This window comes from Chryseobacterium sp. ERMR1:04 (assembly GCF_001297705.1).
Lineage (GTDB): Bacteria > Bacteroidota > Bacteroidia > Flavobacteriales > Weeksellaceae > Chryseobacterium.
This window is the reverse complement of record NZ_LIRF01000003.1, coordinates 1,260,587-1,285,945: the sequence shown is the minus strand read 5'-3', so window position 1 is coordinate 1,285,945 and position 25,359 is coordinate 1,260,587. Positions and strand designations below refer to the sequence as shown.

Genomic DNA, 25,359 nt, shown 5'->3' with positions numbered 1-25,359 from the left:
CATTATCAGTAGTTTATGACTAGTGATGCTTTGGCTGCTATTTCTTATTAAGCAGTTGCTTAATTCCTTTTTTCAAATGCGTGTAAAATGAGAAAAAAAACTGATATATTTGTTTTTTAACAATTAGAGAAAGATGGAAAACGTATTTGACGTAAAAGATGCTCAGAATTACATTGATAGAATAAATAAGTTGATTGAGGATACTCATGGGCTTTGGGGAAAGATGACGGTAGATCAAATGTTGGCGCACTGTTGTATCACATACGAAATGGTGTATGAACCTGAAAAGCATAAGAAACCGGGATCAATTGCAAAATTTATTTTAAAAAGATTTGTGAAGCCTAAGGTGGTTGGTGACAAGGCATATCCAAGAGATTCGCCTACTTCTCCACAGTTTTTGGTAACAGGAAGAAAGAACTTTGATGAGGAAAAGAAAAGACTGATTGGCTTTATTCAAAAAACGCAGCAATTAGGATCTTCAGCTTTTGATGGAAAAGAATCTTTCTCTTTCGGAAAATTAAATTCTGACGAATGGAATAATATGTTTGCCAAACATTTGAATCACCATTTGTCGCAATTCGGGGTTTAATCGTATGAAGAAATATTTGCTGTTTTTATTATTTGCTTCTACAATTATTTTCGGACAGGCTAAAGAATTTCCTTTAAAAAATGAAGATTTTAGTCAGATTGTTTTAAATAAGCAAATATATTTTGAGGGGGAAATATCAAAAGAAAGTCCTTTTAAATTAAAGTTTGAAAATATTGTTAAAAATCCAGATAAACCTAACATGTACTTTGTTTCCGGACTCACTGAAGTAGAAGGTAATCAGGCAAAGTTTTTAGGAGAAATGATTTTCACTGAAAAATATGATGTAAGGGATAGCCCTGACAAGATGCTTGTTTTTGGAGATTTTAATTTGATTGAAAATAAATCAGGAGAGCATTCCGGTATATTTAAAGGTAAATTTAGAATGCAGATCAATAAAGATTTAAAACCATTAAATGAAAATTTTTCAACAATCACTTTTAAAGGAAAGTGGAAAAATTATACTGGAAATTTAGATTTTGACGTTTGGTGGGCAAACTATACTCCTACAAATATTTCTAAAATAATATTTAAATAAAACTCAAATACACACATGAAAAAGCTTTTATTACTCCTCATTCTGGTTTCTAATTTCGCATTGGCACAAATGCCCAATATTTCTAATGTTTGGTTGAATAATAGCAAACCTTATACGGGAACTATTGGGAATAAGAAGCAGGAAATTAAACTGAAGATCAATACTTCAGAACAGAACAATAAAAATGATCAGGAATATTTTGTTTCGGGATATTCTCTGGTAGACAAAACCTACGCAAAACTTGAAGGCAGCTTAAAAATTACCAAATACAAAGACGGTAAGAAAAAAAGCACGATGTATGGTGAATATGAGTTTGCTGAAGAAAACAAAGGGAAACATTCCGGAGTTTTCAGAGGTAAATTTGTGTATACTTTCAAATGGAATAAAACAACTGAAAAGATAGAAGCTCAGGACATCGAATTCGTTGGTGATTGGAAAAGTTATGACGGAACATTAGATTTTAAGACCCGTTTACAAAATCATTAAACATGATTAAAAGAATTTTAGCCGTTCTTGGAGGGCTTTTCTTTGGCGTTATCACCATCACCATTGTTGAAAAATTAGGAAATTATTTATTTCCACGGCCTGCGGGAATAAAAGACAATGATATGGAAGCTTTGAAGCAGTACGTAGAAACGGCACCTTTGATGGCGCTGCTTTTTGTGATTCTGGGATATGCGTTGGGAGCTTTTGTAGCCGGATTTTCTTCTACAAAAATTGCTGGTGACGGTAAGAAAATGTATGCCATGATCTGTGGAATTATTTTTCTGCTTCAAGGTATTTATATGATGTATATTCTCCCGACCCCAATTTGGTTTTGGATCCTTGGAATAGCTGTTTGGGGATTGGTGTTAGCAGGATATAAATTAGCTTTAAATAAAAAACAATAAAATCTACATATGAAATTAGGTGCATTTTCAATAAGTTTAAGTGTAAAAGATCTTCAGAAGTCTAAAGATTTTTATGAAAAATTAGGTTTCAGCGTTATGGCAGGAGCTATTGAACAGAATTATCTTATCATGAAAAATGACGGCCATTTAATTGGCTTGTTTCAGGCCATGTTTGATGGCAATATGCTTACTTTTAATCCGGGATGGGATCAAAATGCCCAGAACCTGGAATCTTTTGATGATGTTCGTGAAATTCAGAAACATTTAAAAGAGAATGGCGTTCAGCTGGAGAAAGAAGCGGAAGAAACAACTTCCGGTCCTGAACATATTTTCCTTAAAGATCCCGATGGAAATATGATTTTAATAGACCAACACAGATAAACATAAACAACAAATGATATGAAAATTTTAAAAGGAGTTGCAATAGTCATGGCCTCGATCCTGATCTTTTGGCTGATCATAGCGGCTTTTATTTCAGGTGACTGTAATTACGAAAAATCAATTTCTATCAATGCTCCCGTTGAAAAAGTATGGCAAAATACCAATACTTTAAGAGGAATGGATGAATGGAGCCCTTGGAATGATTTGGATCCCGGAATGAAAAAAGATTGGATAGGGACTACAGGGCAACCCGGTGAAAAAGTGTGTTGGGAAAGCAAAGAAGCAGGAAACGGATGTCAGGAAGTCATAAAAATAGATGCTGTAAATAAAAGGATAGACACGGATATTAAATTCTTAACGCCTTACGAAAGTGAAGCTCATGCATATGTAACCGTTGTTCCGGAAGGAAATGGAAGCAAAGCAACTTGGGGATTTACTTCAAAAATTCCGTATCCTTTTACCGTGATGAAAATGTTTATGAAAATGGAAGAGGCAATAGGAAAGGATTATCAAAAAGGACTTTCTCGACTAAAAGAAATGTCTGAAAAACCATAGGTTTTAGCTTAAATCAAAATAAAATATTTAAACACGAATAACACAAATTCTTTTCATAAATGATACTAATTTTATTTGTGAATATTAGTGCTTAAAATATTAGTGCTATTCGTGTTTAAAAAAAAATTAAACTATAATTTAAAAAACAAACACAGTATGGCATCAGTAAACGTTTATTTAACATTTAACGGAAATTGTAAAGAAGCATTTGATTTCTACAAATCCGTTTTCGGAGGAGAATATCCTTACATTGGAACTTTCGGAGAAATGCCTCCCACGGAAGGTAAAGAAACTCCTGAGGAAGATAAAAACAAGATCATGCACGTTTCTCTTCCTATTTCTAAAGAAACAATTTTAATGGGAAGCGATACAGGTGGCGAGTGGGCTTCTCACTACAAAGCGGGAAACAATTTCTCAATTTCCATCAATGCAGATTCAAAAGAGGAAGCAGAGAAATTATTCAACGGACTTTCTGTTGGCGGACAAGTAACCATGCCATTAGCAGATACGTTCTGGGGAGCTTATTTTGGAATGTTTACCGATAAATTTGAGATCAACTGGATGGTAAATTATGACGATCCTGCAAAAATGCAACAGCATCCATAATATTCATATTTTGTATATGAAGCATACATAAAACTAACCGGCAGATCGTTCTGTCGGTTTTTATTTTATAATACATGTGCATCCCAAAAAATTCTAAATTTTGATTTAAGGCTTAGTACAATATAACTTAATGCTTTAAACCTGATGAGCTGTACCTATTTTGATCAAGCATAAAAATATTGGCTTGTTGAAGAAATTTCAACACGGTGATTTTAATAAACTTCTAAACTAAAAAGATAAATTTTCATAAAATATTTTTTTGCTTATTATTGATAATTGAAATAACTTTTAAAAAAACGATAGATTTTAATAATAAAGTTTTTTTCTTAAAGTAAATGTAAAAGAATAAGATTATGAAGATTTTAAAGTCGATGGCATTGGCCATTTTCTCATTAACAGCAACATTCTCCTTTGCGCAGAAAAACGATTTGGGAGCTTGGTACATGTATTTTGGAAACAATAAAATTAGTAAAAAATTAAACTTTCATAATGAGATCCAGTATCGTAATTTTGATGGGATTGGAGATTTAGAACAGCTTTTAATTCGTACCGGAATCGGATATGATTTAACTGAAAATAATAACAATGTTTTGTTGGGATATGGTTTTATTTTGAGCCAGCCTTATGTAAATGGAGAAAAAAAGGAAAATATAGAACACCGAATTTTCCAGCAGTATATCACAAAACAGAAATTCGGAAGATTTTACCTTCAGCACCGTTACCGTTTGGAAGAACGCTTTTTGGCAGATGATTTTAGAATGAGATTCCGTTATATGTTAGGAGTAAATATCCCGATCAATAACAAAGAAATGCTGCCGAAAACTTTTTATGGTTCAGTATATAATGAGATTTTCCTAAATTTAAACAGTCCCACTTTCGATAGAAATAGAGTCTATGGAGCGTTAGGGTATGTTATCAATAAAAATATGAGAATTGAAGCAGGTTATATGAATCAGATTCAGGAAAACAAAAACCGCGGACAGATTCAAATTGGTTTTTATAACAATATTCCGTTTACTAAGGATTAAAAGAACGGTGATATTGCCTAATCATTGAACTTAAACATCATTTTTTAAATTTAAAAATAAGCTTTTTACAGATCAGAAAAATTTAGCAGCTGTTTATACATAGAAAGTAATGAAAGATTAGCGGGAATAAAAAAGTAAAAAATAACAATAAAAAAACACATCAATAAATGATTCACACCTACGTTATCATATCAATCGCAGTCTTATTATCTGTGATGATATTGGTTATGATCGGACAAAAACTAAGAGTGGCTTATCCCATCTTTTTAGTAATTGCAGGTTTACTGATAAGCCTTATTCCGGGAATGCCGCATATTGAAATAGAGCCGGATTTGGTTTTCCTGATCTTCCTGCCTCCAATTTTATTTGAAGCCGCATGGTTCACGTCATGGCAGGATTTTCATAAATGGAGAAAGCAGATTTTTTCTATGGCTTTCGGATTGGTTTTTCTTACCTCAATCGTGGTTGCCTATCTTTCTTCATCAATAATTCCTGGGTTAACAGTAGCAATGGGATTCTTATTGGGAGGAGTGAATTCTCCACCTGATGCCGTGGCAGCAACTTCTGTTTTAAAGCACATGAAAATTCCTAAAAAGATCACAAGTATCTTGGAAGGAGAAAGTTTGATTAATGATGCATCAAGTTTAATTGTATTTAAATTTGCCTTAGCAGCAGTAATTTCAGGGCAATTTATCTTCAAAGATGCGGTGCAGGATTTCTTTACCATGGCAATCGGAGGAATTGCGGTAGGAGTAGGAGTGGGCTTCCTTTTTGGAGCTTTACTAAAACATATTCCTTCCAATTCTAATATTGATACAGTGATTACCTTGATCGTTCCTTACATCATGTATGTTGGGGCAGAGCATTTCCATTTTTCAGGTGTATTGGCGGTTGTTACTGGCGGTTTATTGATGTCTTATAACTCGCATTGTTACTTAAGTCATACTTCAAGAATTCAGTCTGGAAATGTCTGGAGCGTGCTGATTTTCCTGATGAATACCATTATTTTCATTCTTATCGGACTTGAATTACCGGTTGTGGTGGCAGCGATGAAAGATTATACCATTTCAGAAGGTATTTTTTACAGTGTTGTGATTGGTGGAGCGATTGTTTTAACAAGAATTATCTACAGTTATGCCTTAATGTATTTTCCAAGAATTTGTTCGAAAGAGCTAAGGGTAAAAGTCCCCAAACCCGATTGGAAGGAACCTTTTATCATCAGTTTTGCAGCAATGCGAGGCGTAGTTTCCTTGGCAGCAGCGCTTTCAATTCCTGCATTTTTACCAAATGGAGACGCATTTCCGCATCGAAATATCATTTTGTTCGTAACTTTCGTTATTATATTAATTACGTTAGTCGGACAAGGATTGTTATTGTCACCCATTTTAAAATTATTAAAAATAAGCGATGCCGGAAGTGAGCTGCCTGAAGAAAAACAGGAAGTTATTTTAATGAAAAAATTAAAAGAAACGGCTTTGCATAAATTAGATAATGATTTTTCAGAATTGGCAGAAACAAACAGCTTGGTACGTCATCAAAAACATAAACTGGAAAATGAAATGATGATGATGACCGATAAAGCCAATTGTATGGCTTCTACAGGAGATTATGTGACGGCGATGAATGAAAATAAAGATGTGTTAAGACAGATCATTCAGGCGCAGAGAAATGAACTTCACCGTATGAAACGTGAAAAAATATTTGATGATCATGTGATGCGAACCATTGAAATGCAATTGGATTTTGATGAAGCAAAGATCACAGGATTTGCCCATTAAATGAAAAATTAAAATAAAATGGATACACCCATCACCGTTCAGTTTAAAATCAATGCTCCTATTGAAAAAGTATGGAAAGCATTAACGAATAAAAACGAGATGAAAAACTGGTATTTTGATATACCGGATTTTGAATTGGAAGTTGGAAAACAGTTTAATTTCTACGAACCCGGAGATGAGAAAAAATACCATCATCAAGGCGAAATTTTAGAAATTATTTCTCATCAGAAATTAAAACATTCTTGGTCTTATCCTGAATTTTCAAATGAGAAAACTACTGTGAATTGGGAAATTCAACCTGCTGATGGAGAAACGATTGTTACCTTAATTCATGAAAATATAGATAATTTCAAAGAGTTTGGCGAGAATTTTTCACGAGAAAGTTTTACAGAAGGCTGGAACGGAATTATCGGACAGAGTTTAAGACAATATCTGGAGAAATAGGTTTCAGGGATATATAATTTGGCGAGCCCATTAGTAAAGCGGAATAAAATTTGCTATTTTTGGGGAAATATTTAAAAATTCAATGAAAAAAAATATAATTGCGGGTTTTGCAGCGATTTTGTTATTGGCATCTTGTGGTAATAATGACAAAAAAATTCTTGACTCTTTAAATGATTACAACAATTCTATGGAAAGCAAAGGGTATCATTTTGGTGATAAACTAGAGCTTCCCAAAGATGTTGCAGAAAATGCAGAAAGTGTTAGCATCAGCTTCGGAGATAAAGAAACTTCAAACCTGACGATAGATCCTAAATTTTTTACCTTAGGAGATAATGCAGTAACTTTTAATATCAAAACAAAAGGCGGTGAAACGCTGAATCAGGATGCAACGATCAATGTTTTTGCTAAGAGTCCTGAGAAAAAAATAGCCTATCAAATCGTAGCAGAATATCCTCATGATCCTAAAAACTTTGTACAGGGTTTTCAGGTAGAAGGAAATACAATTTATGAAAGTGACGGACAAAACGGTTCTTCACAGATTTTAAAATATACGTTGGGAACTACCACGCCTCTTGCTTCTACAAAACAGGCTCCGGAAGATTTCTCTGAAGGAAGTACGATTGTGGGTGATAAAGTATATCAACTGACTTGGCAGAGCAAAAAAGGATACATTTATGATAAAAATTCTTTAAAGCTATTATCCAGTTTTGCGTATCCAAATGTATTAGGAGAAGGTTGGGGATTAACGTACGACGGGACAAGCCTTATTGCATCAGACGGAAGTAAATTGTTGTATTTCCTAGACCCTAAAGATCCTACAAAATTGGTGAAATACATTGCTGTTGCAGGAAGTTCTCAGGCATATGATCAATTGAATGAACTGGAATATCACAACGGATTTATTTACGCTAACGTTTGGCAAAAACCAATTATTTTAAAGATTAATCCTGCCAATGGAGAAGTCGTTGGAACATTTGATTTCTCAGATATCGCAAAACAAAACACGAAAGGAAGCGATGATGTATTAAACGGAATTGCTTTTAAAGGTGAAAATATGTTGGTGACAGGAAAGAACTGGCCTAAAATTTATGAAGTTGCTATAAAGTAAATGGATACAAAATAAAATAAGATCTTAAACAGATCAATAGAAACGGGCTTTAGCCCGTTTTTTTATATAACAACAGTCAAATCAGCTTTAGCCAAAACCTAATTTAAGCAATAAATTCCCTATTTTTGGAACATATTTAAAGCATCGATGAAAAGAAATATAATAATTGGTTTTGCAGCGATTTTGTCATTAATTTCTTGTAATAAAGACAAGGAAATATTGGGGAGTTTAAGTGATTATAATAACTCAATGGAAACTAAAGGATATCATTTTGGTGATAAACTGGAGCTTCCAAAAGATGTTACCGAGAATGCGGAAAGTATTAGCATCAGCTTCGGTGATAAGGAAGCGTCTAACCTGACGATTGATCCCAAATTTTTTACATTCGGAGATAATGAGGTTACTTTTACCATTAAAACAAAAAATGGCAAAATATTGAACCAAGATGCTACCATTAATGTATTTACGAAAACTCCCGAGCAAAATATCTCTTACGAGATTATAAAAGAATATCCTCATGATCCTAATAATTTTGTTGAAGGATTTCTTATCGAAGGCAATACTATTTATGAAAGTGATGGGCTAGCGAATGCTTCTCAGTTGATAAAATATACATTGGGAACTACAACGCCCATTATTACAGAAAAACAGCCTGCCGATATCTTTTCAGAAGGCTGCGCTATCGTTGGTGATAAAATTTATCAGTTGACTTATCAGAATAAAATAGGCTTCGTGTACGATAAAAATACCTTAAAGAAAATATCAGAGTTTCCTTTGCCTGGTGAATTTGCAGAAGGTTGGGGACTTACCTATGACGGGAAAAACCTTATTGCTGATGATGGGTCAAATAATCTGTATTTTTTAGATGTTAATGATCCTTCGAAAGTAGTGAAAACCGTTCCTGTTGGTGGATATAAAGATATTTACAATCAGATCAATGAACTGGAATATCACAATGGATTTATCTACGCCAATGTTTGGCATAAACCGATTATCTTAAAAATAAATCCTGTAACCGGAGAAACAGTCGGGAAATTCGACTTTACAAAAATCACGGAAGAGAATACCAAAAATGACAGCGAAAGTGTTTTAAACGGTATTGCTTTTAAAGGTGATCATATGCTGGTAACAGGGAAGAAGTGGTCTAAAATTTATGAAGTTGCGATTAAATAAGCAACTATTTCAATTTGATTACAATAAAGTATGTAAATTGGTAGTGTCCACAAAAAATTATCTTAGAAAAAAGAACTTTTGAAATTATTAAACCTATTATTGATCCTTTTGTTCTGTTCATTCTCTGCACAGAAATCTATTCCCTTTGATACCTTGAAGTTGAAGGAAGCGAAAGATATGCTTGCCGATGATTATGGAAATCTATACATCTATAAAAACAAAGATTTCAGTTTTACAAAATATGATTCTTTGGGGAAGCAGCTTGGTAAAATGATGTTTACGGTTCCGTTTAAAGTTCAGAATGTTCAGAATCCTTTAAGTATTGCTTTCTTTTCAGAAAACGCTCAGGAAATGAAGTTTGTAGATCAAAACCTTAATGATATTCAAAAAGTAGATTTTAAACAGAAATTTGGGTTTATCAGAATGGCGTATGCAGAAGATCTTCAGCAATTATGGTTGTTGGATGATAGCATGAAAAGATTGATTCAATATAATTTCAGGAATGAAACCACCATCAATTCCTATCCTTTTGATGCCAGTTTTGATGACTTGATGGACCTGATTGTTTTTGAAAATAAGGTGTATATTTTAACAAGAAAAAATATTAGAGTCTATTCTTTAAAATTCGAAAAAATATTTGAAGCTCCTATTGAAAACGGAAAGCGTTTCAGACGTGAGAATGAATTTATTTTGGTGATTACCAATAACTCAATCGTAAAATATATTCCGGAAAAGGGAATGGTAAAACTTTTTGAAGATCCGGATGCGCAAATTGTGGATAAAAATACCCTTTCTTATTTTGAAATAAAAGCCAACAACCTTTATCTTTACAACATCGAAAAAAGTAAAGAAACTAAGCTACAAACAGAACCTGAACCGAAGCAGAAAACTACAGAAAAAACCGTAGATACCATTGAGGAAAAGTCTAAAGAAGGATCTTCTGAGCAACCTGCAGGAGAGAATTTACAGAAACTCATCAATGAAATTTCTGAAGTTCAGAAGTTTGGAATTTAGTGAAGCAATTAATCAGTAAAACATTAAGGGAAAATATGCATATTGCAGTTACAGGAAACATTGGCGCTGGAAAAACTACATTAACGACATTGCTTTCAAAGCATTATGGATGGGATGCGCAATTTGAAGATGTAGATCACAATCCTTATCTGGAGGATTTTTACGCTGATATGAGCAAATGGAGTTTTGCGTTACAGATCTATTTTTTAGGAAGTAGATTCCGTCAGGTAAAAGAAATTAGAGAGAGTGGCAAAAACATTATCCAGGATCGTACGATCTATGAAGATGCACACATTTTTGCAGAAAACTTAAATGATATGAAGCTTCTTTCGGACAGAGATTTTAATAATTATATTTCTGTTTTCAATTTGATGAAAGCTTTTGTTTCTGCCCCGGATATATTGATTTACTTAAAATCTGATGTTCCGAATTTGGTGAAAAAAATATACAAAAGAGGAAGAGAATATGAAGCATCAATCAGTATTGAATACCTTTCCAAATTAAATCAGAAATACGAAAAATGGATTTCTAATTACACAGAAGGAAAGCTTTTAATTATTGATGTAGATAATTTAGATTTTGTTGAAAAACCGGAAGATTTCGGATTTATCTTAGAAAAGATAGAGGCAGAGCTTCATGGGTTGTTTTAACATTAATTTATCAATAATTAAGACTCATGTAACTTTATTTGTTACTACATTTGATAGACTCAAGTTTAATTTTTAAATACAATAAAAATGTTAGTTAAGGTTTTACATAATGGAAGTTGTTCAAAATCAAATGCTGTTTTAGAGTATTTGGATGAGAATGGAGTGCCGTTTGAGATCATCAATATGACTGAAGATCCACTAAGCATTTTAGAAATTAAAACGGTCTTGAAAAAGCTTAATCAGAGTGTTTTTCATATCATCCGTAAGACTGAAAAGTTATACATGGATAATTTTGCCAATAAGAATTTTTCAGAAGATGAATGGATCAAAATTTTATCTGAAAATCCATCATTAATCCAAAGACCAATTTTAATAAAAGGTTCTGTGGCGATGTTGGGAAGACCAATTGATAATGTGAAGTTCTTTATCGAAAAGTAATATTGAAATACCATCAAGATATAAAAAAAGTCAGCTTTACGCTGACTTTTTTACTTTTAAAGAAGAATAACGCCTTCTATTTTTGCGACTTCTTTATAAATTTTAACCACCTGATGGGCATCTAAAACAAATGCATTGATATTGCAGGCTGTATATTTTCCATTTTTACTTTCGCGGTTTCCTAGTGTAAATTTAATTCCGTCAAAAACTCTGTAAATTTCAGTAAGTTTAGACTGATCGGTCGGGATTATGAATTTAAATAAATAATCTTCCGGAAAATCATGATGATCTTCCAGTTTTTCCCTTAGAGAGTTGTAAAACTCATCGGGGTTTGCGTGTTGATTCCCTTGTAATATATCCATCTGCAAATTTTAAATTTATATATAAATATAACGAATTTTTTTCTATTTTCCAAGAGGTCCCAAAAGAGCCTTAGAGTTCTGATGCTCGTAATCTTCAATGATATTAAAGATTCCATTCACCATCTGTTCGGAAGCTAATTGGCTTAAACCTCCTGAATTTACATTGGTAGTATTTCCGCCTAATAAACTACCTAATAAATTGCTTCCTGATAAAGCGGTGTTGATTGTTTTAACAATACCATATTGGTTCAACTGTTCTTCAACTTTAGGCATGATAGCAGCAACAAGCTGTTGTTGAGTTTTTTCTTTCAGGATTTGAGTAGCTGTAGTTCCCTGAATAATTCTGTTGACATCCTGAGCATTCAGACTATGCACTGCACTTTCTAAAATGGGCCTTGAAATGTTTACAGTATAAGAAGCTGCCTGCGCGATATAGTCTCTTTCTTTTGCAACCAATGAAGGAGCTATTTTTTCTAAAGTAGAATTAATATCTCTCAGTTCTTTTGGTAACGCTTTGTCTACCATATTATTTTGTAGGAAAGCATCTTTGTTACCATAAATTCCCATCCCTTTGTTAATTCCATTAAGTAAAAGCTTTTTAATAACGGATAATCCAAGGTCTGTAGTGGCTAACGTAGTGCAAGACTGCAGGGTTGTATTGATGATTGCGCCGGTTCCGATGAGCAAAGCCGCAGCAATAATATATTTTTTCATTGATTTTTATTAATCGTTATTATTTTCAAATTCTGAGCCAAATTTAATAAGTATTATCTGTTTAACAAAATATTAAATTTATTAGAGTTATTTGGGGAAATTTTAACCAAAAATCAAAAAAAATCAATTGAAAATTTGATTAACATTTAGTTAATATATTATGATGAAAATATTAAAATGTGAATTTTTTTAATATTAAATGCAATGTAATAAGATCATTTTTAAATTTTTAAGATAGTTTAACAGAATTGGATATTTTTTATAATTTTGGCTAATGTCTTTTTTTGAGATTTTGAAACTGATTTCAAGGAGGATAAATGAAAAGGCTGATTACCTTTTTATAAAAAATTGATTGTACAAATAAAGTGAAACTATATGAAACAAAGTGATTTAAAGTATCCATGTCTCATTGCTGTCTTATACTTCGGTATGAACGTCAATGCGCAGACTACCCCTAAAAAAGATTCTGTCACGAAAGAACAGAAGATTGAGGAGGTTGTAATGATTGGATATGGATCTCAGAAGAAGGAGAATATTACGGGGAGTATTGGTCTGGTAACAGCAAAAGATCTTGCTGATAAGCCAAATGCGAATCCTTTAAGTTCTATTCAGGGGAAATTATCCGGAGTACAGATTTTAAATTCCGGAGCCCCAGGAGGTTCACCAAGAGTTGACATTAGAGGTGTTGGTTCTTTAACCGGTAAAACTGTTTTTATCGTTGACGGAATGATTACCGATGATATTTCATTTTTAAGCCCTCAGGATATTGAATCTATGAGTGTCTTGAAAGATCCATCGAGTTTAGCTATTTTTGGAGCAAGAGCTTCAAATGGTGCTGTTATTATTAAAACAAAAGCAGGGAGAGGTAAGAAGCCTGTTTTTAATTTCAATTCATATTTAGGAATTAAAACGGTAACCAACGTTCCAAAAATGGTTAATGCTGATCAGTATCTAGAATTATATAACGAAAAATTAATTAATGATAAGGTAAAAGATCCAGTATTTTTAAATAGATCTGCTTATCCTACAGATAAAGATTGGTTCAAAGAAATCTTAAGAACAAGTATCATTAATTCTAATGATTTTTCAGCTTCAGGAAATATAGGTAAACTTAACTATTACGGAAGTGTGGGCTACCTACAGGATGAAGGAAATTTAGCTGCAGGACAAGGAATTAATTCTGGTAGTGGTTTTAACAGATTTAGTACTAGAATTAATCTTACATATAAAGTTACTGACAATATTACGATTGGAAATAATTTTACGTTTTCAAAGATGCGTACGGATCAGGCACAGAATACTTTACTAGATGCCTATTCTTCACCGCCGGTTTATGATACAATGGATCCAACTAAAGGAGGGTATCAATATTTTACACTAGCGAAAGTTCCGAATTCAAGAGCAAAATTAGATTTATACCGATCTCAGATAAGAGAAGAAAGGTTATTAAACAATATCTGGGGGGAATATAAATTCTTAAAAGATTTTACTTTAAGAGTGAGTTATTCTTCGGATAATATTAATTCTAATAAATACGAATTTACACCAACGTTTGATTATGTTCCTGTTGCTGATCAAAAGCCGGCTAAGCTAATAACAAGAGATTCCAGAACAAGAAATTATATTTGGGACAATACATTAAGTTGGAAAAAAGGTTTAGGGAACCATAATATTGAAGTATTAGCAGGTTACTCAAGAACAAGAAACTCTTATTCTCAAGCCTATGCAGAAGCTTTAAACGTTAAGTATAACGGAAATAATTCTTCGTTGGATATAGCGAATGGAACTGATATTTTCATGACAAGTTTTGAAGAAGATGGTCGTAATGTTATCCCTTATCAGGATAGAATAGAATCTTTTTTTGGAAGAGTGAATTATGATTATGCAGGAAAGTATCTATTAAATGCATCCCTTCGTAGAGATGGAACGTCTAAGTATTCTGCAAATGACAGATACCGTACATTTCCTGCTGTAAGCGCGGGATGGGTGATCTCAAAAGAAAGCTTTATGAGCGAGCAGAATGTTTTTAATATGTTGAAATTAAGAGCAAGCTGGGGTAAATTAGGAAATCCTGATGTAACGAGAGCATATACGCTTAATACAACAAAATTTGCTGATGGAGCATATTTTGGAAATAATGGATCACCCGCACAAACCATTGATAAAATTATAGATCCCAATATTGGTTGGGAGACTACAACGGGTAGAGATCTAGGATTGGAAATGGGGTTATTTAATAATAAACTGAAAATTGATGCTACCTATTTTGACAAAGACACGAAAGATGTAGTATATGGTATTGTTCAGGGAACGGTTTCTGGTGCAGGTAACTGGAATAATTATATTACGAATGCTTATTCTTTTAACAACAGAGGTTTTGAGCTTGCAATAAATTATGATACTAAGATCAATGAACATATCAAGCTAGGAGTTTATGGTAACCTTACTACGCTGAAGAATAAAATAACATCGGTTTTTAATGGATCTTATTTAGAAACAGGAGCAAGTTTATATGGTAATTCTATCATTAGATTACAAGAAGGACAAGCTGTTGGTTCTTATTATGGATATCAGGTAGAAGGTGTTTTCCAGAATGCAGCAGAAGTAGCGGCAGCAGCGGCACAAAATGGAGCAACTCCTGGAGGTTTTAAATTTGCAGATATCGACGGAAACGGAGTTATAGATGCTAGAGACAAAACTTTCTTAGGAAGTCCTATTCCAAAAGGAACTTATGGATTTGGGGTTAACCTGAATGTGTATGATTTTGATTTTGCGATTGATTTCCAAGGTGTTTTTGGAAACAAAATATATAATTTCAACAGAGAGCAACGTTACGGAAACGAAAGTTGGGATCTAGATTTCTATAATAACAGATGGCATGGTGCAGGAACATCTAACGACTATCCAATGGCAACCAATGACCAATCTATTATTTTACCCAATAGTTTTTATGTAGAAGACGGAAGTTATATCAGAATTAGAAATATTCAGGTTGGATATAATTTGCCTAAAGCATTTACGAATTCGATGTCTATTACTAAATTAAGATTGTATGTAAGTGCTCAAAACCCTTGGACTAGCTTTAAATATAATGGCTTTTCTCCGGAAATTTTGAATTCAGACAGAGTGCAAATGGGTATTGATAATAATATTTATCCTATTTCAGCAATTTATACTATTGGTATGAACCTAACATTTTAATAAGAAAGAATTATGAAAAAGATATTTTTATCAATCGCTTTATTTTCCGCTTTAGTAAGTTGTAAAGATGAGTATTTAGATATAAAACAGGAAGGACAAACAGAAGCTTCATCATTCTTTAAAACAGAAAGTGATGCTTTGCAGGCAACAAGTGCTATTTATACTTTTCTTAGAAGTTGGGAAAATTCGGCTTTTCCTTATCAGTTTGTTTTCGGGGTTCCGGCAGATGATGTTGTAAAAGGTTCAAATCCGGGAGATTCATCTTTTATTAATGTATATGATAATTTTACGTATACAGTAAGTGATGCAGGAGTAAGAGGATATTGGATCGGGCAGTGGCAGGCAGTAAACAGAACGAATCAGGTAATTACCAATGTTCCCGGGATCGAAATGGATACTACGCTAAAAACAAGATTGGTTGCAGAAGCTAAAATGTTAAGAGCTTATTTTTACTTTAATTTAGTGAGAATTTATGGTGGTGTACCAATTTATGATAAAGTAGAGACTGTTTATGAGAAGCCTAGAAATTCAGTTGATGAGGTTTACGATTTTATTATTTCAGATCTTAAGGCGGCAATAGATGTTCTTCCTCAGACGTATCCTTCTTCAGAATTAGGAAGAGTAACAAAAGGAGCAGCATTAGGATTACTATCTAAAGTATACCTTTATAAAAAAGACTGGCAGAAAGCATATGATACATCTACCCAGGTAATGGCTATGGGATATGATTTGGATCCTGATTTTAACCATTTGTTCAGACCAGCTGGTGAATTTGGAAAAGAGTCAGTTTTTGAAGTAAACTGTGATTGTGCACCTCCTTACGGTGGAAGTCAATATGCAGAAGTTCAAGGGGTTAGAGATCAGTTCGGATGGGGCTTCTTTACACCATCTAATGCTCTTGAAAATGCATTTGAAGGAGGTGATATTAGAAAAGAACTTACCATCCTTAGAAATGGAGAAACTACACCTGAAGGAGATCTAATCGCGATGGGAGATCCATTATCGGTTACTACGTACAACCAAAAAGTTTATGTTCCTAAAGCATTGAACAATAGTGCTTGTGGGTACGGATCTATTCAGAATATCAGAATATTAAGATTTGCAGAAATACTTTTAATCAATGCTGAAGCAGCAAATGAACTAGGAAATACCTCTACTGCAATTACGAACCTTAATAGAGTAAGAACAAGAGCAAGCTTAGCTGGTACTACTGCATCAAATCAAACTACTTTAAGAACTGCCATTTGGCATGAAAGAAGAGTAGAATTAGCTTTAGAAGGCGACAGATTTGTTGATTTAGTAAGAACAGGTCAGGCAGCTACTGTTTTAGCTCCTTACGGATTTAAAGCAGGGAAAAACGAAGTGTTCCCGATACCTTTAGATGCAATGGATCAGAGCCATGGTGCTTTTACTCAAAACCCTGGTTATTAAAAATAATCATATACTTAGAGGAGAATGAAAATTCTCCTCTTCTTTTAGTATTCTGTTTAAAAAAATGATATAATGAAAAGGATAATAGTATCAATTGCAGCAACATCATTACTTTTAGTTTCCTGCAAAAATTCTCAAATTGCATCACAGGGAGCTGCTCAAAAATCAGTGGTAAAAAGCAATATCACAGACGAGCAATTAATGGATAAAGTCCAGAAAGATGCTTTGAAATATTTCTGGGAGTATGCAGAACCCAATTCTATGTTAGGGAGAGAGCGCTATCACGAAGACAATATCTATCCGGATAATGATAAACATGTAGTGACTACAGGTGGATCAGGATTTGGATTAGCAACAATTTTAGTCGGAGTAGAAAGAGGCTTTGTTCCAAGAAAAGATGCGGTGAAAAGATTGACTATCATGATGGATTTCTTGGCAAAAGCAGATCGTCATAAAGGAGCTTGGTCACATTGGATCAATGGAGAAACAGGAAAAACAGTTCCGTTTGGGAAAAAAGATAATGGTGGAGATTTGGTAGAAACAGCGTTTTTAACTTCAGGGATTTTAATGGTTCGTGAATATTTCAAAAACGGGAATGCAGAAGAAAAAGCCTTAGCTCAAAAATGTGACGAACTTTGGAAAGGAATCCAATGGAATTGGTACACCAAAGGAGGCGAAAAAGTATTATATTGGCATTGGTCACCCGAATACCAATGGGAAATGAACTTTCCGTTAGAAGGCTATAATGAATGTTTAATTACCTACATTTTAGCAGCTTCATCACCTACATATTCTATCGATGCAGAAACGTATGACAAAGGATGGACGAGAAACGGAACCTATCTTTCAGACAAAGAAAAATACGGACTTCCAATGTATGTAAAGCACAATGGAGCGGAAGAATATGGCGGACCTTTATTCTGGACACAATATTCATACATCGGATTAGATCCAACCAACTTATCAGATAAGTTAATTAAAAATTACTTTGATTTAAATAAAAATCAAGTACTTATCGACTATAAATACTGCGTTGAAAACCCAAAACAATGGAAAGGTTACGGACCAAATTATTGGGGATTAACGGCAGGATATTCAAGAAATAAAGACGGAAGTGTTGGTTACGACGCTCACTTTCCTCAAAACGATCACGGAGTAATTACTCCAACAGCGGCATTGAGTAGTTTTCCGTATTCACCAAAAGAATCAATGGACTTTTTGAGATTTATCTATACTCAAAAGCCAGAATTTATCGGTTCTGCGGGCCCTTACGATGCTACATCAATCAATTATAACAATTGGACAACACCAAGATATTTAGCCATCGATCAAGGAACAATTGCTCCAATGATTGAAAACTACAGAACAGGATTTTTATGGAAACTCTTTATGAATGCTCCGGAGATCCAACAAGGTTTGAAGAAATTAAGCTTTACCTCTGAAAAATATAATATTAAATAATAATTTTTAGAAGCTATTTCCCGCTTTCCGCACTCGCTATTTTTGGGATTTCGGCGGCGGCAAAGCCGCCGCCGAAATCCCAAAAATGAGCTCAAACAAATGCTTCAATCGGGGCTAGTTAATAATAAACAAATCCTTGTCAAGGTTTAAAAATATGAAAGATTTTAATAAAATTATTGAAAAATAATTTAAAATTTAAATAATTATTTAAATATTTAGCTATTTTTTTTTGATTATAAAAAAAAAATAAAACAAATGCTTCAATCGGGGCTAGTTAATAATAAACAAATCCTTGTCAAGGTTTAAACCTTGACAAGGATAACAACAAAAATAAGGATAATAAAAGGATCACATCAATAGGAACGGGTTTTAACCCGTTTGACAAAATATAGAAATCAAACGGCTTTAGCCAAAACCTAATATTTAACATGAAAATTAAACTAAACCATTTACCACTTTTATTGCTACCATTTTCATTGAGTCTTAACGCTCAGGAAATAAAAGGAGAATTAAATAAAGAAATCAAAAGACAGGAAAAGATTTCCTACATTTTAGATTACCCTCAAAAAGTAAAAGGAAATGTTCCTTTGATTGTATTTCTTCACGGTTCAGGAGAAAGAGGAACTAATTTGGAGATTGTAAAAGCGCACAGTCCATTCACGTATAAAAACCTGATCAAGGAGCCTGTAGCAATTTTAGCGCCTCAATGCCCGGAGAATATGTGGTGGGATACGGTTACAGTATATAATTTAATTAAAGAGATTCAAAGAAAATATAAAATTGATGCTTCCAGAATTTACCTTACCGGGCTATCAATGGGAGGTTGGGGAACATTGAAATTAGCAATGGAACACCCTGAAATGTTTGCGGCCGTAGTTTCGGTTTGTGCTCCTACAGATCAGGTAATGACGGCAAATATCGATCAATACAAAGATTTAAACATGAAAATTTTTCATGGCGGAATGGATGATGTTGTTTTACCCGAAAATGCTTTCAAGTTTTACCAAAAACTTCATCCTGTAAATCCATCTGCAGAATTAACGATTTTCCCGAATGACAACCATAATTCTTGGGATTCGACTTACTCAAATCCTGCATTATATGAATGGATGTTATCAAAGAAAAAAGAGAAATAATTGATTTAAAGTTATTAAAAAAGCAAAGCGTAAAAAACTTTGCTGAGTGGAACGTTCTTGCGCCTTAAAAACATAATGTTTATAAAAAATTGCGCCTTTGCGTTTAACCAACCAAAAATAAAAAAATAGAACTATAATTTATAACGAAGATAGATTTATGAAAAAGTTAATTGTAATTGCAACATTAGCCCTGGCACCGATATTTTCGGCGCAGGAAATGGTAAACAAGCCCGTTCAATCTTATCAGACGGCTCAATATCAGGCAAAGAAAAAAGCTTTTGTAGATAATCTTTTGTCTAAAATGACTTTAGATGAAAAGATAGGACAGCTGAATTTACCAAGTTCAGGTGACTTTACTACAGGGTTGGCCCAAAGTTCTGATATTGGGAAAAAAGTTGAACAAGGTTTAGTGGGTGGACTATTCAATATAAAAGGAGCTGATAAAATTAAAGCAGTTCAAAAAGTAGCGGTAGAAAAAAGCCGTCTGAAAATTCCTTTGATTTTCGGAATGGATGTTATTCACGGTTACGAAACCACATTCCCAATTCCATTAGGTTTAGCAGCTTCTTGGGATATGAGTTTGGTTCAACAATCAGCAAAAGTGGCAGCAAAAGAAGCTTCTGCAGATGGAATCAACTGGACATTCTCTCCAATGGTTGATATTTCTCGTGAACCAAGATGGGGTAGAGTATCTGAAGGTTCAGGTGAAGATCCTTATTTAGGAAGTGAGATCGCTAAAAATATGGTATACGGTTACCAAGGAAAAGATTTAGCCAACGGAACCAATATTTTAGCTTGTGTTAAACACTTTGCATTGTATGGAGCTGGTGAATCGGGTAGAGATTATAACACAGTTGACATGAGTCACGTAAGAATGTTCAATGAATACTTCCCACCTTACAAAGCAGCTGTTGATGCTGGAGTAGCTTCTGTAATGGCTTCTTTCAATGAAGTGGACGGAGTTCCTGCAACAGGAAGCAGATGGTTGCAAACAGAAGTATTGAGAAACCAATGGAACTTTAAAGGTTTTGTGGTAACAGATTATACAGGAATCAACGAAATGGTTGACCATGGAATGGGAGATCTTCAACAGGTTTCTGCATTAGCGTTAAAAGCTGGTGTTGATATGGATATGGTAGGGGAAGGATTTTTAACTACCCTTAAAAAATCATTAGCTGAAGGAAAAGTAACACAGGCTGAAATTGATTTAGCCGCAAAAAGAGTACTTGAATCAAAATATGACCTAGGATTGTTTGATAATCCTTACAAGCATGGAGACGCAAAATTAGCAGCGAAAGAAGTTTTCAGCATGGAAAACAGAAATATTGCTAGAAATGCAGCAGCTCAGTCAATGGTTTTGATGAAAAATGACAACCAGGTGCTGCCTTTGAAAAAATCAGGAACGGTGGCTGTAATCGGACCATTGGTAAATAATTCATTAAACATGGCTGGAACTTGGAGTGTTGCTGCAAAGCATGACAAGGCAGTTAATTTAATGCAAGGTCTTCAGGCGAACTTTGGAAAAGACGTGAAGTTTATTTCTGCAAAAGGAGCTAATATCGATTATGATGCTAAATTAGAAGATATCTATGCGGCACATGGTAAGAAAACAGATAGAGACAACCGTCCGAAAGAAGTGTTAGTAAAAGAAGCAGTAGATGCAGCCAATAAAGCTGATGTTATTGTTTTAGCAATCGGAGAATCTGCTGAAATGAGTGGAGAATCTTCTTCAAGAACTGAAATTACCATTCCTCAGTCTCAGGTAGATTTATTAAATGAACTAAAGAAAACAGGAAAACCAATCGCAGTAGTACTTTTCACGGGTCGTCCATTGGCTTTAACAAATATTAAAGATACACCAGATGCTATTCTTAACGTTTGGTTTGCAGGTTCAGAAGCTGGAAACGCGATTTCTGATGTTCTTTTTGGAAAGGTAAATCCTTCAGGAAAATTACCAATGACGTTCCCAAGAAGTTTAGGACAGGTTCCAATTTATTATAACGCTAAAAATACAGGCCGCCCATTAAGTCAGGAATTAACTGATAAATGTGAATACCAAAGATTCCGTTCAAACTATATGGATGAGTGTAATACACCGTTATATCCATTTGGTTACGGATTGAGTTATACAAAATTCAATTATTCTGATGTAACGGTTTCTAATGCCAATCCAAATGGAAACCAAACGGTTCAGGCTTCGGTTACGGTAACAAACGCTGGAAACTATGATGGAGCTGAGGTGGTTCAGTTATACATCAGAGATATGGTGGGAAGTATTACCAGACCTGTAAAAGAGCTGAAAGGCTTCCAAAAAGTAATGTTGAAAAAAGGGGAGTCTAAGAAAATCACTTTTGATATCACTCCTGAAACCTTGAAATTCTACAACGGAGATTTAAAATTCGATTGGGAAGCTGGTGAATTTGATGTTATGATCGGAACCAATTCTGAGGATGTAAAACATTCAAAAATCAATTGGACAAAATAGATTAAAGAATTAAAATCATATTTTAAAGCCTTGCAAGTGTATAACTTTGCAAGGCTTTTTTTATTGTTCTTTGATGATTAAGAGCCTGTGATAATTTCTAAATTTGATTTTTTGTATACCCTTCACATCTTTATCTAAATCACATTCTTTAAGGATTTTTTGATTAAAAAGATAATCTACTGATGACGTGTTTTTCTAGCGCAAAGCTTTAGTTTCATTATGAATATTTTAAGGGGGCAAAGGATAGAATTAACTTCATTGATTCGTCGAAGCGCATGGATAAGCATACAGCTTCATCATCGATGAAGTCGCATCACTTTGCCTACTTACAATAAAGCAAATTTATTCATCAACTTTGTGTTAATCTTTTTAATCAAAAAAATAATTTCAAATATGGTCTATTGAGTCTTGTTAATGAAAAACGCCTAATAACCAGGTGTATAAGGGTTTATGAGTAAGATTTAAACAGGCTCTAGATTAATTATTTAATATTAAAATAATATGGAAAGAGATAAAAATCAATTGGACAAAATAATATTTCTAAGCCACTCATTTTGAGTGGCTTTTTTTTATATCTTAGACTTAAATATTATGTATCCCTACTTTGGCATGATTTTTACCAAATTGAATTTATTAAAATATAAAAATGAAAAAAACAGTTTTATTAAGCGCGATGTTCCTTGGGACTTTAGCTTTTGCACAAAAAGCAGATTCAGACAAAAGAATAGGAGGAGGTAAAGACGCTCATGGGTGTTTGGTCTCTGCAGGACAAACCTATTCTCAAATTCAGAAAAAATGTTTGCAGTCGTTTGCTCAAAAAGTAAAATTAGTAGAACAAAACCCAACGGAAAGTTATACTAAGCAAACGGGAGTTATCTTTAGTAAGGATATGAAAAAAGCAGAAATCTTTATTCCGGATGGTAAAGAAAATAGCATGATCCTTTCTAAAAATGGTAAGGAATCTGTTTGGAAAAACGGCGAATATGCGCTTTCATCAGCTGGAAAAGGGTATGCGCTTAAAAAGAATAATGTAGTTATTTACAAATAATTATTAAATACCAATTCATAATAAGTTAAATTTAAATATGAAGCCCGACTGTTATAGATTGGGCTTTTTTTAGGACTTGCCGGCGAATTTACAGGTGCATTTTCGGTCTGGTCTGGGAATTTAATATATTCAAATATCAAAAATAAACACATGAAAAAAACAATTTTATTCAGCACAATATTACTTGGTTCTTTAGTTTTTGCACAGGAATCAGGTAGAAAAATAGGAGGTAGTAGAGACACTCATGGTTGCTTAAATTCTGCGGGTTATACGTATTCTCATATTAAAGAAAAATGTATAAGATCATGGGAGCAAAAAATAAAGCTAGTAGAACTTGAAACTCCTGGCAAGACATGGGTTGGAAATACCGGAGTTATCTTCAGTAAGGATAAGAAAAAAGCAGAAATTTTTATAGGAAAGAGTCCGGAAAACAGTATGATTCTTTCTAAGGATGGTAAAGAATCTGCCTGGAAAAATGGAGAATACGCCCTTGTTCCTGCTAAAAAAGGATATGAGCTTAGAAAAAATAATGTAGTTATTTATAAATAATGAGTACGATTCATAAAATTTAATACATTTAATGATCAATAATACATATATGAAAAAGACACTTTTATTCAGTACACTATTGCTAGGTTCATTAGTATTTGCACAAAAAACAGATGCTAATATGCCTGGAGGGGATAAAGATGTTCACGGATGCGCTGCCTCTGCGGGTTATATCTATTCTCAAATCAACAAAGATTGTATCAGACCATTCGAGCAAAAAATAGAATTAGAAGGACAAGATCCTGAGTATGCTTCTATTCAAAGAACGGCTGTTATTTTCAGTAAGGATATGAAGAAAGCAGAAATCTTTATTCCAAGTGGAAAAGAAAGCAGCATGGTACTTACTAAAAAAGGGAAAGAGGTAGCTTGGAAAAATGGTGATTACACGCTTATTCCTGTTAAAAAAAGATATGAGATCAGAAAAAAGGATGTCGTTATTTTTAAATAATCATTAAGAATTTATAAAATACAAAGATGAAAAAAACAATTTTATTCAGTGCAATGTTCTTAGGTTCATTAGTATTTGCACAAAAAGCAAATCAAGTACGACCAGGAGATGGTAGAGATGCCCACGGATGTTCACCGTCTGCCGGACAAACTTATTCTCAAATTCAGAAAAAATGTTTGCAGTCGTTTGCTCAAAAAATAAGGCTGATAGAGCAAAATCCTACCAATAGCTGGACTTCTCAAACGGGAGTTGTCTTTAGTAAGGATATGAAAAAAGCAGAGATCTTTATTGCGGACGGTAAAGAAAATAGTATGATTCTCACTAAAAAAGGAAAAGAGTCTGTTTGGGAAAAAGGAGATTACGCTCTTGTTTCTGCTAAAAATAAATATGAGCTTAGAAAAAACAACGTAGTTATTTATAAGTAATAACTGAATATTTATAACAGACAGATATTAAAAATACAAAGATGAAAAAAACAATTTTATTCAGTGCAATGTTCCTTAGTTCTTTAGCTTTAGCCCAAACAAAAGAACCCGCTCCTGGAGATGGTAAAGATCCTCATGGATGCTCAGTTTCTGCAGGATATACCTATTCTAAAGTCAGAAACGAATGTATAAGAACTTGGGACCAAAAAGTACAACTTAAAGAATATAAGCCCAAAAGTTCAGAGAAAACGATGACAACAGCCGTTGTATTTAGCAAGGATATGAAAAAAGCTGAATTGTATACGATGGATAAAGAGGAGAGTATGGTACTTACTAAAAAAGGGAAAGAGACAGCTTGGAAAAATGGTGATTACATGCTTATTCCTGTTAAAAAAGGATATGAACTTAGAAAAAAGAATGTAGTTATTTATAAGTAGTAACTGAGAATTTATAATAGACAATTAAAAAAATAGACACATGAAAAAAACAATTTTATTGGGTGCAATGTTCCTAGGTTCATTAGCATTTGCACAAGAGAACGGTTCAATGATAGGCGGAGGTAAAGATGCCCACGGATGTTTAACCTCGGCAGGATATACGTATTCTCAACTTAAAAAAGATTGCATAAGAACATTTGAACAGAAAATTAAATTATCAGAAGTAAAACCTGAAGGAAGTTCAAGTTCAATTGCTGCAGTTATTTTTAGTAAAGACATGAGTAAAGCAGAAGTCTTTGTTCATGATGCGGAATCGAACAGTATTATCCTTAAAAGATTAGGAAAAGGGAAAGCCTGGAAAAAAGGAGACTATGTTTTAGTTCCTTATAAAAAGAACGGCTATCAGCTTAAAAAGAATGATGTTGTGATGTATCAACAGTAAAATAAAAAGCAGGAAATCAAATTAATCCTGC

28 protein-coding genes are annotated in these 25,359 nt (G+C 33.7%); 26 read left to right on the top strand and 2 right to left on the bottom strand.

Annotated elements, in window-relative coordinates; all coding sequences use genetic code 11:
• The first annotated feature begins 133 nt into the window (after positions 1–133).
• The 15 genes from AMQ68_RS05975 (at position 134) to AMQ68_RS05905 (ending at position 11,189) form a co-directional block, all read left to right on the top strand.
• On the top strand, positions 134–589 hold the full coding sequence (locus tag AMQ68_RS05975; protein ID WP_054509663.1) for a DUF1569 domain-containing protein: 456 nt from the start codon (positions 134–136) through the stop codon (positions 587–589).
• 4 nt (positions 590–593) lie between these two features.
• Complete coding sequence (locus AMQ68_RS05970) at positions 594–1,124, top strand: hypothetical protein (protein ID WP_054509662.1); 531 nt, start codon at positions 594–596, stop codon at positions 1,122–1,124.
• Positions 1,125–1,139: 15 nt separating this feature from the next.
• On the top strand, positions 1,140–1,610 hold the full coding sequence (locus AMQ68_RS05965; protein ID WP_054509661.1) for a hypothetical protein: 471 nt from the start codon (positions 1,140–1,142) through the stop codon (positions 1,608–1,610).
• Between the two features lie 2 nt (positions 1,611–1,612).
• On the top strand, positions 1,613–2,014 hold the full coding sequence (locus AMQ68_RS05960; protein ID WP_054509660.1) for a hypothetical protein: 402 nt from the start codon (positions 1,613–1,615) through the stop codon (positions 2,012–2,014).
• Positions 2,015–2,023: 9 nt separating this feature from the next.
• Positions 2,024–2,395: a VOC family protein gene (locus AMQ68_RS05955; RefSeq protein WP_054509659.1), complete on the top strand. Its 372-nt coding sequence runs from the start codon at positions 2,024–2,026 to the stop codon at positions 2,393–2,395.
• Positions 2,396–2,413: 18 nt separating this feature from the next.
• On the top strand, positions 2,414–2,950 hold the full coding sequence (locus AMQ68_RS05950) for an SRPBCC family protein (RefSeq protein ID WP_054509658.1): 537 nt from the start codon (positions 2,414–2,416) through the stop codon (positions 2,948–2,950).
• A 156-nt stretch (positions 2,951–3,106) separates the two neighbouring features.
• On the top strand, positions 3,107–3,556 hold the full coding sequence (locus tag AMQ68_RS05945) for a VOC family protein (RefSeq protein ID WP_054510038.1): 450 nt from the start codon (positions 3,107–3,109) through the stop codon (positions 3,554–3,556).
• A 353-nt stretch (positions 3,557–3,909) separates the two neighbouring features.
• Entirely contained in the window at positions 3,910–4,584 is a 675-nt protein-coding gene (locus AMQ68_RS05940; RefSeq protein WP_123905619.1) for a DUF2490 domain-containing protein, read from the top strand.
• A 167-nt stretch (positions 4,585–4,751) separates the two neighbouring features.
• Positions 4,752–6,362, top strand: a complete 1,611-nt coding sequence (locus AMQ68_RS05935; RefSeq protein WP_054509657.1) for a Na+/H+ antiporter — start codon at positions 4,752–4,754, stop codon at positions 6,360–6,362.
• Positions 6,363–6,380: 18 nt separating this feature from the next.
• Positions 6,381–6,806, top strand: a complete 426-nt coding sequence (locus AMQ68_RS05930) for an SRPBCC domain-containing protein (protein ID WP_054509656.1) — start codon at positions 6,381–6,383, stop codon at positions 6,804–6,806.
• 82 nt (positions 6,807–6,888) lie between these two features.
• Entirely contained in the window at positions 6,889–7,914 is a 1,026-nt protein-coding gene (locus AMQ68_RS05925; protein WP_054509655.1) for a glutaminyl-peptide cyclotransferase, read from the top strand.
• 147 nt (positions 7,915–8,061) lie between these two features.
• On the top strand, positions 8,062–9,087 hold the full coding sequence (locus AMQ68_RS05920) for a glutaminyl-peptide cyclotransferase (RefSeq protein ID WP_054509654.1): 1,026 nt from the start codon (positions 8,062–8,064) through the stop codon (positions 9,085–9,087).
• Between the two features lie 78 nt (positions 9,088–9,165).
• Positions 9,166–10,101 carry a hypothetical protein gene (locus AMQ68_RS05915; protein WP_054509653.1) on the top strand — a complete coding sequence of 312 codons (936 nt, stop codon included), beginning with the start codon at positions 9,166–9,168 and terminating at the stop codon, positions 10,099–10,101.
• A gap of 35 nt (positions 10,102–10,136) precedes the next feature.
• Entirely contained in the window at positions 10,137–10,751 is a 615-nt protein-coding gene (locus AMQ68_RS05910) for a deoxynucleoside kinase (RefSeq protein ID WP_054509652.1), read from the top strand.
• An 87-nt stretch (positions 10,752–10,838) separates the two neighbouring features.
• A complete protein-coding gene (locus AMQ68_RS05905) occupies positions 10,839–11,189 on the top strand; it encodes an ArsC/Spx/MgsR family protein (protein WP_054509651.1) in 351 nt (116 codons plus the stop codon).
• A 56-nt stretch (positions 11,190–11,245) separates the two neighbouring features.
• On the opposite strand, the gene AMQ68_RS05900 is transcribed toward AMQ68_RS05905, so the two are convergent.
• Positions 11,246–11,551: a DUF493 family protein gene (locus AMQ68_RS05900; RefSeq protein WP_054509650.1), complete on the bottom strand. Its 306-nt coding sequence runs from the start codon at positions 11,549–11,551 to the stop codon at positions 11,246–11,248.
• Between the two features lie 42 nt (positions 11,552–11,593).
• Entirely contained in the window at positions 11,594–12,265 is a 672-nt protein-coding gene (locus tag AMQ68_RS05895; protein ID WP_054509649.1) for a DUF4197 family protein, read from the bottom strand.
• Between the two features lie 375 nt (positions 12,266–12,640).
• Between AMQ68_RS05895 and AMQ68_RS05890 the strand changes: the two genes are divergently transcribed.
• The 11 genes from AMQ68_RS05890 to AMQ68_RS05840 all read left to right on the top strand — a co-directional run bounded on the left by AMQ68_RS05890 (position 12,641) and on the right by AMQ68_RS05840 (position 25,328).
• Positions 12,641–15,466 carry a SusC/RagA family TonB-linked outer membrane protein gene (locus AMQ68_RS05890; RefSeq protein ID WP_082383989.1) on the top strand — a complete coding sequence of 942 codons (2,826 nt, stop codon included), beginning with the start codon at positions 12,641–12,643 and terminating at the stop codon, positions 15,464–15,466.
• Between the two features lie 12 nt (positions 15,467–15,478).
• Positions 15,479–16,897 (top strand): RagB/SusD family nutrient uptake outer membrane protein, encoded by a 1,419-nt coding sequence (locus AMQ68_RS05885; RefSeq protein ID WP_054509647.1) that lies wholly within the window; start codon positions 15,479–15,481, stop codon positions 16,895–16,897.
• A gap of 72 nt (positions 16,898–16,969) precedes the next feature.
• Positions 16,970–18,358, top strand: a complete 1,389-nt coding sequence (locus AMQ68_RS05880; protein WP_054509646.1) for a glucoamylase family protein — start codon at positions 16,970–16,972, stop codon at positions 18,356–18,358.
• A 428-nt stretch (positions 18,359–18,786) separates the two neighbouring features.
• The gene (locus AMQ68_RS05875) at positions 18,787–19,494 is read left to right on the top strand and encodes a prolyl oligopeptidase family serine peptidase (RefSeq protein ID WP_054509645.1); all 708 of its coding nucleotides are present in this window, start codon (positions 18,787–18,789) and stop codon (positions 19,492–19,494) included.
• Positions 19,495–19,651: 157 nt separating this feature from the next.
• Positions 19,652–21,979 carry a beta-glucosidase BglX gene (bglX, locus tag AMQ68_RS05870; RefSeq protein WP_054509644.1) on the top strand — a complete coding sequence of 776 codons (2,328 nt, stop codon included), beginning with the start codon at positions 19,652–19,654 and terminating at the stop codon, positions 21,977–21,979.
• A gap of 646 nt (positions 21,980–22,625) precedes the next feature.
• On the top strand, positions 22,626–23,027 hold the full coding sequence (locus AMQ68_RS05865; RefSeq protein WP_054509643.1) for a hypothetical protein: 402 nt from the start codon (positions 22,626–22,628) through the stop codon (positions 23,025–23,027).
• A 150-nt stretch (positions 23,028–23,177) separates the two neighbouring features.
• Positions 23,178–23,576 carry a hypothetical protein gene (locus tag AMQ68_RS05860; protein ID WP_054509642.1) on the top strand — a complete coding sequence of 133 codons (399 nt, stop codon included), beginning with the start codon at positions 23,178–23,180 and terminating at the stop codon, positions 23,574–23,576.
• Between the two features lie 49 nt (positions 23,577–23,625).
• Complete coding sequence (locus AMQ68_RS05855; RefSeq protein ID WP_054509641.1) at positions 23,626–24,024, top strand: hypothetical protein; 399 nt, start codon at positions 23,626–23,628, stop codon at positions 24,022–24,024.
• A 26-nt stretch (positions 24,025–24,050) separates the two neighbouring features.
• Positions 24,051–24,449: a hypothetical protein gene (locus AMQ68_RS05850; protein WP_054509640.1), complete on the top strand. Its 399-nt coding sequence runs from the start codon at positions 24,051–24,053 to the stop codon at positions 24,447–24,449.
• Between the two features lie 41 nt (positions 24,450–24,490).
• Complete coding sequence (locus AMQ68_RS05845) at positions 24,491–24,886, top strand: hypothetical protein (protein WP_054509639.1); 396 nt, start codon at positions 24,491–24,493, stop codon at positions 24,884–24,886.
• Positions 24,887–24,926: 40 nt separating this feature from the next.
• Positions 24,927–25,328: a hypothetical protein gene (locus AMQ68_RS05840; RefSeq protein ID WP_054509638.1), complete on the top strand. Its 402-nt coding sequence runs from the start codon at positions 24,927–24,929 to the stop codon at positions 25,326–25,328.
• The last annotated feature ends 31 nt before the right edge of the window (positions 25,329–25,359 follow it).